Source organism: Actinotalea sp. (assembly GCF_035443605.1).
Lineage (GTDB): Bacteria > Actinomycetota > Actinomycetes > Actinomycetales > Cellulomonadaceae > Actinotalea.
This window is the reverse complement of record NZ_DAORSQ010000013.1, coordinates 1-10,845: the sequence shown is the minus strand read 5'-3', so window position 1 is coordinate 10,845 and position 10,845 is coordinate 1. Positions and strand designations below refer to the sequence as shown.

General features: G+C 75.1%; 9 protein-coding genes. All 9 read left to right on the top strand.

Features of this window, described 5'->3' with window-relative positions:
- The first annotated feature begins 65 nt into the window (after positions 1-65).
- Positions 66-1,412: a bifunctional folylpolyglutamate synthase/dihydrofolate synthase gene (locus tag PKY62_RS02820; RefSeq protein WP_324534643.1), complete on the top strand. Its 1,347-nt coding sequence runs from the start codon at positions 66-68 to the stop codon at positions 1,410-1,412.
- Between the two features lie 162 nt (positions 1,413-1,574).
- Positions 1,575-2,570, top strand: coding sequence for a dihydroxyacetone kinase subunit DhaK (dhaK, locus tag PKY62_RS02815; RefSeq protein WP_324534641.1), 996 nt, complete (start codon positions 1,575-1,577; stop codon positions 2,568-2,570).
- A gap of 137 nt (positions 2,571-2,707) precedes the next feature.
- A complete protein-coding gene (gene dhaL / locus PKY62_RS02810; protein ID WP_324534639.1) occupies positions 2,708-3,364 on the top strand; it encodes a dihydroxyacetone kinase subunit DhaL in 657 nt (218 codons plus the stop codon).
- Entirely contained in the window at positions 3,361-4,068 is a 708-nt protein-coding gene (dhaM, locus tag PKY62_RS02805) for a dihydroxyacetone kinase phosphoryl donor subunit DhaM (RefSeq protein WP_324534638.1), read from the top strand. The genes dhaL and dhaM overlap by 4 nt, the downstream gene beginning before the upstream one ends.
- A 47-nt stretch (positions 4,069-4,115) precedes the next feature.
- Positions 4,116-4,820 carry a TetR/AcrR family transcriptional regulator gene (locus PKY62_RS02800; RefSeq protein ID WP_324534636.1) on the top strand — a complete coding sequence of 235 codons (705 nt, stop codon included), beginning with the start codon at positions 4,116-4,118 and terminating at the stop codon, positions 4,818-4,820.
- A complete protein-coding gene (locus tag PKY62_RS02795) occupies positions 4,817-6,544 on the top strand; it encodes an MDR family MFS transporter (RefSeq protein ID WP_324534634.1) in 1,728 nt (575 codons plus the stop codon). The genes PKY62_RS02800 and PKY62_RS02795 overlap by 4 nt, the downstream gene beginning before the upstream one ends.
- 9 nt (positions 6,545-6,553) lie before the next feature.
- Entirely contained in the window at positions 6,554-6,988 is a 435-nt protein-coding gene (locus tag PKY62_RS02790) for a DUF4233 domain-containing protein (protein WP_324534632.1), read from the top strand.
- A 23-nt stretch (positions 6,989-7,011) separates the two neighbouring features.
- Positions 7,012-7,443, top strand: coding sequence for a nucleoside-diphosphate kinase (gene ndk / locus PKY62_RS02785; RefSeq protein ID WP_324534630.1), 432 nt, complete (start codon positions 7,012-7,014; stop codon positions 7,441-7,443).
- Between the two features lie 98 nt (positions 7,444-7,541).
- A partial coding sequence (gene smc / locus PKY62_RS02780) for a chromosome segregation protein SMC (protein WP_324534628.1) occupies positions 7,542-10,845 on the top strand: 3,304 nt, incomplete at its 3' end.

Here is a 10,845-nt window from a genome sequence, read left to right as displayed (position 1 = left end):
GACGTCCGGCTCGCGGTGCCCGATGCCGGCGGCGCTGTGCCCGATGCCGGCGGCGAGGCGACCCCGTGAGCGGCGACGAGGTGCTGCGCGAGGTCTACCAGGGGATCCTCGACCGCTCCCCGGAGCACGACTTCGAGCCCACGCTCGACCGGGTCCGCGAGGTGTGCGACCTGCTCGGGCATCCCGAGCGTGCCTACCGCGTGGTGCACGTCACGGGCACCAACGGCAAGACGTCCACGTCGCGGATGATCGAGCGGCTGCTGCGCGAGCACGGGCTGCGCACGGGCCGCTTCACCAGCCCGCACCTGACGAGCGTCACCGAGCGCATCGCGATCGACGGCGAGCCCGTCAGCGCCGAGCGCTTCGTCGAGCTCTGGCAGGACGTCGCGCCCTACGTGCACATGGTGGACACGCGCTCGCTCGCGGCGGGCGGGCCGCGGCTCAGCTTCTTCGAGGTGCTCACGGTGATGGCCTTCGCAGCCTTCGCCGACGCCCCGGTCGACGTCGCGGTCATCGAGGTCGGGCTCGGCGGCACGTGGGACGCGACGAACGTCGTCGACGCCGAGGTCGCGGTCATCACACCGATCTCCTACGACCATGAGCGCTGGCTCGGCCACGACCTCGTCGACATCGCGGGGGAGAAGGCCGGCATCCTCACCGACGGCGCCACGCTCGTCATGGCGGCGCAGCGCGAGGAGGTCGACGGCGTCGTGCTGGCTGCCGCTGCCGAGCACGGCGTGCGGGTGCTGCGCGAGGGGGTGGACCTGCAGGTCGCCGGGCGGCGGGTGGCCGTCGGCGGCCAGCTGCTCGACCTGTCCACCACCGGCGGGCTGTACACCGAGGTGTTCCTGCCGCTGCACGGTGCGCACCAGGCGAGCAACTCCCTGCTGGCGCTCGCGGCGGCAGAGGCCGTGCTGCGCGATGGCGGCGCGCTGTCCGGTGAGCTCGTCGAGGCGGCCTTCGCCGACATGCACTCCCCGGGCCGGCTCGAGGTGGTGCGGTCCTCCCCGACGGTGCTCGTCGACGCCGCGCACAACCCCCACGGCGTCGAGGCCCTCGTGGCGGGCGTCCGCGACGCGTTCAGCTTCGAGCGGCTCGTCGGCGTGGTGGGGATCCTCGAGGACAAGGACGCCGAGCAGATCCTCGCCGGCCTCGAGCCGCTGCTCGACGAGGTGGTGGTCACCCGCTCGACGTCCCCGCGCGCGCACGACGTCGACGACCTCGCGCTCATCGCCACCGAGGTCTTCGGCGAGGACCGCGTGCATGCCGTCGAGCGGCTCGACGAGGCGATCGCCCTGGCCGTCGAGCTGTCGGAGGGGGCGGCCGAGGGTTCGCCGACGGGCGCCGGGGTGCTCGTCACCGGCTCGGTGACGATGGCGGCGGAGGCCAGGACGCTCTTCGGTCGGCACTGACGCGGAGGGTCTGCACATACGTGCAGCCTCCATGAACGACTTCCCCTTGACCGCCCGCCGCCGCCGACCAATGCTGGCGACCGGGGGCGGGGCCACAACGAGGTGACCGACCGGTGCGCCGCAACGACGTGGCGCAGGTCGGCAGGCGAAGGGGAGTCCAGCGTGAAGAAGCTCATCAACGACCCGGCACGTGTCACCGACGAGTCGGTCGAGGGGTTCGGCCTGGTGCATGCCGACCTCGTCACCGTGCACACCGACCCGATGTTCGTGGTGCGCAACGGCGCACCCGTCGCGGGCAAGGTCGGCCTGGTCAGCGGTGGCGGCAGCGGGCACGAGCCCCTGCACGCCGGGTTCGTCGGCCTCGGCATGCTCGACGCCGCCGTGCCGGGCGCGATGTTCACGTCGCCCACGCCGGACGCGATCGCCCCGGCGACGGTCGCGGCCAACGGCGGCCGCGGCGTGCTCCACATCGTCAAGAACTACACCGGCGACGTGCTGAACTTCGAGACGGCGGCGGAGCTCGCCGAGGCGGACGGGATCGAGGTCCGCACGGTGATCGTCAACGACGACGTCGCCGTCCAGGACTCGCTCTACACGGCCGGCCGCCGCGGCGTGGCCGGGACCGTCGCGGTCGAGAAGATCGCCGGTGCCGCGGCAGAGCGCGGCGACGACCTCGCGGGCGTCGCGGCCATCGCCGAGCGCGTCATCGCCAACGTCCGGACCATGGGCGTGGCCCTCGAGGCCTGCACCGTGCCGCACGCCGGTGTCCCGAGCTTCGACCTCACCGACGAGGAGATCGAGATCGGCATCGGCATCCACGGCGAGCCCGGCCGGCACCGCATCCCGATGGCCCCGGCGGACGAGATCACCGCGATGCTCACCACGCCCGTGCTCGACGACCTCGGCATCGCCGGCGGCGAGCAGGTCCTCCTGCTCGTCAACGGGATGGGCGGCACGCCGCTGTCCGAGCTGTACGTCGTCTACCGCGCGGCCCGCAGGCTCGTCGAGGCGCGCGGCGCGACCGTCGCCCGGTCGCTGGTCGGCAACTACGTCACCTCGCTCGAGATGCAGGGCTGCTCGGTGACCGTGCTCCGGCTCGACGACGAGATGACCGCCCTGTGGGACGCGCCGGTGCACACGGCGGCCCTGCGCTGGTGAGCCGCGCGGACCCGGTGGCGCGCTGAGCGCCGACCGGGTAGCGGGAGCCTGCCACGCCCGCCCAGGGGGCGTGGCAGGCTGCAGCCAGGGTGACGTGCCCATCGGGGCGCGGCCCGTTCCCCCGACGAAGGAGCAGCATGGCACTGGACGTGGCGTGGGCACTGCGGTGGGTCCGGCGGACGGCGACGGTCGTCACCGAGCACCGCTCCGAGCTCATCGAGCTCGACCGGCAGATCGGTGACGGGGACCACGGCGAGAACATGTATCGCGGGTTCACCGCCGTCGTCGTCAAGCTCGACGCTCTCGAGGAGGACCCGCCGACCGTGGGTGACGTCCTCAAGCTCGTCGCCACCACGCTGATGTCCACGGTGGGTGGCGCGGCCGGCCCGCTCTACGGCACGGCGTACCTGCGCGCGGCGAAGGTGACCGGGACCGCGGAGCTCGACCCCGGTGCCGTCGTCGCCCTGCTCGAGGCCGGCCTCGAGGGCATCGTGGCGCGCGGCAAGGCGACCACGGGGGAGAAGACGATGGTCGACGCGTGGACGCCGGCCGCGGTCGCTGCCCAGGCGGCGGCGTCGGCGGGTGCCGACCCGGCCGACGTGCTCGAGGCCGCCGCCGTGGCGGCCGAGGCCGGGGCCGTCGCGACCGATCCCATGGTGGCGACCAAGGGGCGCGCGTCCTACCTCGGCGAGCGGAGCGCGGGTCACCGGGACCCGGGCGCGGCGTCGTCTGCGCTCATCGTGCGTGCCGCGGCCGACACCGCTGCTGACGCGTCGCTCGGTCTGCCGGCGTGAGCGCGCGGGTCGCCCTCGTCCTGGTGTCCCACTCGGCCGACGTCGCGTCGGGCACCGCGGACATCGCGCGCCAGATGGCACCCGACGTCACGCTCCTCCCGGCCGGCGGGACGCCGGAGGGCATCGGGACGAGCGTCGACCGTGTCATGACGGCGGTCGAGGAGGCACTGGCGGCCTGCGACCGGGACGGCGGCGGGGTGGTGGTCCTCACCGACCTCGGGTCCGCGCTGCTCACCACGGACCTCGTGCTGGAGATGCTCGACGAGGCGGACGCGGCACTGGTCCGCGTGCCGGCGGCCCCGATCGTCGAGGGTGCCGTCGCGGCATCGGTGCGCGCCCAGCAGGGCGGTGACCTCGACGGTGTCGAGGCGGCAGCCGTCGCGGCGGGGGGAGCTGCGGCGGGGTCCCCGGCGACGCAGGCCGCGCCGCAGCCCGTCGTCGCGGGGCCCGTCGTGACGGCGACGACGACGCTGCGCAACCCGCTGGGGCTGCACGCCCGGCCCGCCGCGCTCCTGGCGCGGGCCGTGGTCGACACGGGTGTGCCGGTGCTGGTCGACGGGGTGGACGGCGGCAGCATCCTCGCCCTCATGTCGCTGAGCGCCCGGGGCGGCCACGCGCTGACGGTGACGGCGAGCGGTCCGGGTGCGCGCGCCGCGGTCGAGACCGTCGTGGGCGTCGTCGAGGGCGGTTTCGGCGAGGCCTGACGACCTGCATCCGGTGCACAACTGCACGTGATGTAAACTTGCACGCCATGCAAGCAAACCTCGTCGACCCGCGCGCACCCCGCGCGACGCCCGACGCCCCGGTGGGCCTGCGCGCGCGTCAGAAGCTGGCCCGGCGCGAGGCGCTCGTCGACGCGGCCCATCGGCTCGTCATGGCCCGAGGCCTCGACGGCGTCACCGTGGAGGAGATCTGCGCCGAGGCCGGCGTCTCCACCCGGACGTTCTTCAACTACTTCGCCTCCAAGGACGACGCCGTCCTGGGTGTCGTGCCGCACGTCGTCGACGAGGCAGCCGCGAGCGCGTTCGCCGCGGGCGGTCCCACGGGTGACCTGGGCACCGACCTCGAGCGGCTCGTCACGGCGCTCGTCGCTGGCGCACCGTTCTCCAGCGGGCGGATGGCCTGCGCCGTCGAGCTCGCGCGTCACGAGCCGCGCCTCCTCGCGCGGCACATGGCCTCGTTCGAGCGGCACCACACGGCGGTCGCTGCGCTGCTGGCCGCACGGCTCGCCCTGCCGACGACGGCACCCCGCGTCGAGCTGCTGACCTCGCTGGTCATGTCGTTGACGCGGGCGGCCCACCTGCACTGGGAGGCCCAGGACGGCCGCGGCGCGGTCGCCGACGCCGTCGGCGCCGTGCTCGCCGAGCTGCGCACGGTGCTCCACGAGCCCGCCGACCATCGCCCCGCCTCCAGCACTCGCACCCCGAGCCCCGCACCGACCGAAGGACGCGCATGACCTCCGCACCCCCCACCGCCACGACGGCCCCCGACCGGCCGCTCGTCGTGCTCACCCAGCGCACGGTCTGGGTGATCTTCGGCGCGCTCATGGCGAGCATGTTCCTGTCCTCGCTCGACCAGTCGATCCTCGGCACCGCGATGCCGACGATCGTGGGCGAGCTCGACGGCGTGGAGCACCAGGGCTGGCTCATGACGGCGTACATCCTCGCGATCGCCGTCGTCATGCCGCTCTACGGCAAGTTCGGCGACCTGTGGGGACGGCGCTGGCCGTTCCTCGTGGCGATCGGCCTGTTCACGCTGGCGTCGATCGGCGGGGCCATGGCCCAGACCTTCGGCCAGCTGGTGTTCTGGCGGGCCGTCCAGGGCCTCGGCGGCGGCGGCCTGATGATCCTGTCGCAGGCGATCATCGCCGACATCGTCCCGGCGCGGGACCGCGGCAAGTACATGGGCCCGATGGGCGCGCTGTTCGGCATCTCGGCCGTCATCGGCCCCCTGCTGGGCGGCTACTTCACCGACGAGCTGACCTGGCGGTGGGCGTTCTGGATCAACGTGCCGATCGGCGTGCTCGCCTTCGTCGTCGCCTGGTTCACGCTGCGCCTGCCCACGCACCGCTCCGGCCACCGCCTGGACGTCGCGGGCATCGTCCTCATGGTGATGGCCACCTCCGGTCTCGTGCTCACCACGAGCTGGACCAGCTTCTCCGGCGCGGGCGGCTACGACTGGACGGACCCGCGCCTGCTGGCGCTCGTGGTCGGCACCGTGGTCAGCGCGCTCGCCTTCGTGCTCGTCGAGCAGCGCGCCGAGGAGCCGCTGCTGCCGCTGCACCTGTTCCGCAACCCCACCTTCGCCATCGCCACGGCGGTCAGCCTCGTCATCGGCATGGGCATGTTCGCGGCGCTGACCTACCTGCCCACGTTCCTGCAGATGGCCACGGGCGCAGGGGTGACCGAGTCCGGCTTCCTCCTGCTGCCGATGATGGTCGGGGTCATGCTCACCGCGATCACCTCGGGCGTGGTCATCACGCGCACGGGTCGGTACCGCGCGTTCCCCATCGCGGGCATGGCGATCGCCACGCTCGGCCTCATGTGGCTGACCCAGCTCACCGGGGACGTGTCGATGCTGCTCTTCGGCACCATGATCTTCGTGCTCGGGGCCGGGCTCGGCCTGGTGATGCAGACCATCGTGCTGGCGGTGCAGAACTCCGTCGACCCGCACGAGCTGGGTACCGCGACGAGCGCCAACAACTTCTTCCGCGAGATCGGCGCGGCGGTCGGGGTGGCCCTGTTCAGCACGATCTTCACCTCGCGCCTCGCCGAGCGGCTCGAACCGCTCTTCGCCGGCGCCCCCGGCGGCAGCGGGGACGGCGCGGCCTCGCTCACCCCCGCGGTGGTCGCCACGCTGCCCGAGCCGCTGCGCACCGGCGTCGTCGACGCGTTCGCCGACGCCCTGGCGCCGGCCTTCTGGTACCTCGTGCCGCTCGTCGCGGTCGGCTTCGTGCTCACGCTCTTCCTGCGGGAGGTGACGCTGTCCGACGTCGCCGGGATGGTCGCGCGCGGCGAGGCGGTGTCCGAGGTCCCGCCCGCGCACCACAGCGCACCGCACGCACCCCACGGCGCGACGGGGTCAGCCGCGCGGGACGGGGGCGACCTCCCGGGCGTGACGGAGCACGGCGACACGGTCGGGGCTGCGGCCGGGCGGGCCAGCGACCCGGACCGTGGGTAACCTGCCCCGGTGAGCACCCCGACGCGCCCTGCGGCACCCGCCCCGGCCGGCGGTGGGCGCGTGCGCTCGGCCCGCCGCCAGTTCACCGCGACGATGCTCGTGCTCGAGGCCTTCGTCGTCCTCTTCGCGACGCTCGTCGCGTACGGCCTGCGCGCCGCGCCGCCCGGCGTGGTGTGGGGCCTGGGTGGGGCGCTGGCGCTCTCGTTGATCCTGGCGGCGGGCGTCCAGGGGCGTCCCGGCGGGCTGGTGGTCGGCTCGGTGCTCCAGGTGCCGGTGCTGCTCGGCGGTCTGGCGCTGCCGCCGGCCGCCGCGCCGGTCATGGTCGTCGTCGGGGTGGTCTTCGTCGCGCTCTGGGTCGCGTCGCTGCGCCTCGGTGGTCGGATCGACCGGGAGCGGGCGGCACGGGCCGTCGCCGCGGCCGCCGCGCCCGGGGCGACCACCTGAGTCCAGCCGCTAGGCTCGCGGCCATGTCGCAGCCCACCGTCGAGCGCACCCTCGTCCTCGTCAAGCCCGACGGCGTCCGCCGGGGCCTGGTCGGGGAGGTGCTCCGCCGGATCGAGGCGAAGGGGTACACGCTCGTCGCCGTCGAGCTGCGCACGCCCGGCGAGGCGCTGCTCGAGGCGCACTACGACGAGCACGCGGGCAAGCCGTTCTTCGGTCCCCTCGTGGAGTTCATGGGTTCCGGCCCGGTGCTCGCGGCCGTGGTCGAGGGCGAGCGCGTCATCGAGGGCTTCCGGTCGCTTGCCGGCACCACGGACCCGACGACGGCGGCGCCCGGGACCCTCCGCGGCGACCTGGCCAGGGCGTGGGACACGCCGGTCACCGAGAACCTCGTGCACGGCTCCGACTCGCCGCGGTCCGCAGCGCGCGAGATCGGCCTGTGGTTCCCGGCGCTGTGAGCGCAGCACCGGGCGTCGCCCTGCGCGCAGGCACGGCCGCCGCGACGCGCGCGGGCACGGCCGCCGCCACCGGCCGACGTCGGCCCTAGGCTCGCTCCGTGCACCTCAAGACGCTCACCCTGCGCGGGTTCAAGTCGTTCGCCTCGGCGACGACGCTGAGCTTCGAGCCGGGCATCACGTGCGTCGTGGGGCCCAACGGCTCCGGCAAGTCCAACGTCGTCGACGCCCTGGCCTGGGTGATGGGCGAGCAGGGTGCCAAGTCGCTGCGCGGCGGCACGATGGAGGACGTCATCTTCGCCGGGACGGCTGGCCGGCCCCCGCTGGGCCGCGCCGAGGTCGCCCTGACCATCGACAACACCGACGGCCTGCTGCCGATCGAGTACTCCGAGGTGACGATCTCGCGGACGCTGTTCCGCAGCGGCGGCTCCGAGTACGCCATCAACGGTTCCACCTGCCGGCTGCTGGACATCCAGGAGCTGCTCTCGGACACCGGCATGGGCCGTGAGATGCACGTCATCGTGGGCCAGGGGCAGCTCGACGCCGTGCTGCGGGCCACCCCCGAGGACCGCCGCGGGTTCATCGAGGAGGCGGCCGGCGTGCTCAAGCACCGCCGGCGCAAGGAGAAGGCGCTGCGCAAGCTCGACGCGATGCAGGCCAACCTCACCCGCCTGGCCGATCTCACCGCCGAGATCCGCCGCCAGCTCGGCCCGCTCGGCCGGCAGGCCGAGGTGGCGCGCAAGGCGCAGACCGTCCAGGCCGACCTGCGCGACGCCCGTGCCCGGCTGCTCGCGGACGACCTGGCCCAGCTGACCGCGACCCTCGAGCAGGAGATCGCCGACGAGACCGCGCTGCGCGAGCGGCGCGCCGAGGTCGAGTCCGCGCTCGGCGCCGCCCGGACGCGCCTTGCCGCGCTCGAGGCGCAGGCCGCCGCGGCAGCCCCCGAGCAGTCAGCGGCCTCCGAGGTCTGGTACCGGTTGTCCTCCGTGCGGGAGCGGCTGCGCGGTGTGGCGACCCTCGCGGCGGAGCGCATGCGCCTGCTCGGCTCGGCTGGCGGCGAGGACTGGTCCGGCCGGGACCCGGACGACCTCGACGCCCAGGCCCAGCGGGCGCGCGCCGCGGAGGCGGAGCTCGGCGCCGAGGTGGAGCTCGCCCGGGTGGCCGTCGAGGCCGCGACCGTCCACCGTGCCGGCCTCGAGGAGCAGGCGCACACCGCCGAGCGGCACCTGGCAGCCCTGCACCGTGCCGTCGCCGACCGGCGCGAGGGGCTGGCCCGGCTGGCCGGGCAGGTCGCGGCGCGCCGCAGCCGGCTCGAGGCGACCGAGGCCGAGATCGGCCGGCTGCGCGAGACCGTCGCCGAGGCCGAGCGGCGCGGGCAGCGGGCCACGGTCGAGTTCGCGGCGCTCGAGTCCCAGGTGGTCGGGGCCGAGGAGGGCGAGGAGGACCTCGACGCCGAGCACGAGGCCGCCACGGCCGCGCTCGAGGACGCCGCCGCCGCTCTCGTGGCGCTGCGTGCCGCCGAGCAGACGGCCGAGCGCGACCGCGCGTCGTGGACGGCCCGCGTCGAGGCGCTCGAGATGAGCCTGGTCCGCAAGGACGGCGCCGGCGCGCTGCTCGCAGCGGACGACCTGCCGGGCACGCTGGGCTCCGTCGCCGCGCTCGTCGGGGTCGAGCCCGGGTACGAGGACGCCATCGCCGCTGCGCTCGGCGCGGTGGCCGACGCCGTCGCGGTGGAGTCGCTCGGTGCCGCGGTGGACGCGCTGCGCCGGCTGCGCACCGACGACGCCGGGCGTGCCACGCTGCTCATCGGCGGCACCGAGCCGCCGCCGGCTCCCGGCGCGGTGCCGGACGGCGCTGTGGCGGCGGTCACCCTCGTGCACGTCGCCCCGGCCGTCGCGGACGCCGTGCACGCCCTGCTGGCCGACGTCGTCGTCGTCGACGACCTCGCCCAGGCGCGCGCCGTCGTCGCCGCCCACCCGCGGCTCACCGCCGTGACCCGGGGCGGGGACCTGCTCGGGGCCGCCCGCGCCTCGGGTGGCTCGGCCAGCGCGCCGAGCACGTTGGAGCTGCAGGCCGCGCTCGACGACGCCAGGGCGCGCGTCGCCGACGCCGCCGCGGCGACCGAGCGGACAAGGTTCGCGCTGGCCGCCGCCGGCGAGACCGAGCGCGCGGCGACCGCCCGCCACGAGGCCACGCTGGAGCGCCTGCACGAGTCCGACGCCGCGCTGGCGGCCGTCGCGGAGCAGCTGGGTCACCTGGGCTCGGCCGCGCGCGCAGCCCGGGCCGAGGCCGAGCGTGCTCAGGCGGCGCTGGACGCCGCCGGCCAGCGTCTCGCCGCCGACCAGGTCGAGCTCGCCGACCTCGCCGAGCGGCTGGCCCACGCCGAGGCGGACCCGGCCGAGTCCGACGACCAGATCGAGGCCGCCGGGGCTGCGCGCGACACCGCGGCCACCGCGGCCGCGGCTGCCCGCGCGCGCGAGACCGAGGCACGGCTCACCCTGCGGACCTCCGAGGAGCGCGCCCGGGCGGTGGCGGGCCGGGCCCAGTCGCTCGAGCGTGCCGCCACCGCCGAGCGCGAGGCGCGTCAGCGGGCGGCGGAGCGCGCCCGTCAGCGCGCCGAGCAGGCCGCGCGGGCGCAGGCGGTCGCCACCGGTGCCGGGTGGGCGCTCGGTGTGCTCGAGGAGTCGCTGCGCGCGGCCGGCGACGTCAGGGACACCGTCGAGCGGGACCGCACCGAGCGCGAGGCCCAGCTCGTCGTGGTGCGCACCGAGGTCGACCGGTGGGCGCGCGAGCTCGCGGAGCTCACCGACGTGGCCCACAAGGACGAGCTCGCGCGCGCCCAGCAGGCGCTGCGCGTCGAGCAGCTGCAGACGCGCGCGGTCGAGGAGCTGGGGCTGGACCCGCAGGTGCTGCTCGACGAGTTCGGCCCGCACCAGCCCGTGCCGGTGCTCACCGCGCCGTCCGACGCGGGGTCGGCGGACGAGACGCCCACGTCCGTGCCCTACGTGCGGGCCGACCAGGAGAAGCGGCTGCGCGCGGCCGAGCGGGCGCTCGCGCTGCTCGGCCGGGTCAACCCGCTGGCCCTGGAGGAGTTCGCCGCGCTCGAGGAGCGGCACACGTTCCTCACCACGCAGCTGGCCGACCTCAAGAGCTCGCGCTCCGACCTGCTGCAGATCGTCCGCGAGATCGACGAGCGCGTCGAGCAGGTCTTCGCCGAGGCGTACCACGACACGGCCGTGCAGTTCGAGCGCGTCTTCGCCCGGTTGTTCCCCGGCGGCGAGGGCCGCCTCGTCCTGACCGAGCCCGGGGACATGCTCACCACCGGCATCGAGGTCGAGGCGCGCCCTGCCGGCAAGAAGGTCAAGCGGCTGTCGCTGCTGTCGGGCGGCGAGCGCTCGCTGACCG

Bases quoted from the DNA above. Each gene is read 5' to 3' on its own strand.
- PKY62_RS02800 (WP_324534636.1), top strand. From the start codon at position 4,116: ATGCAAGCAAACCTCGTCGACCCGCGCGCACCCCGCGCGACGCCCGAC.
- PKY62_RS02795 (WP_324534634.1), top strand. From the start codon at position 4,817: ATGACCTCCGCACCCCCCACCGCCACGACGGCCCCCGACCGGCCGCTC.
- dhaL (WP_324534639.1), top strand. From the start codon at position 2,708: ATGGCACTGGACGTGGCGTGGGCACTGCGGTGGGTCCGGCGGACGGCG.
- ndk (WP_324534630.1), top strand. From the start codon at position 7,012: ATGTCGCAGCCCACCGTCGAGCGCACCCTCGTCCTCGTCAAGCCCGAC.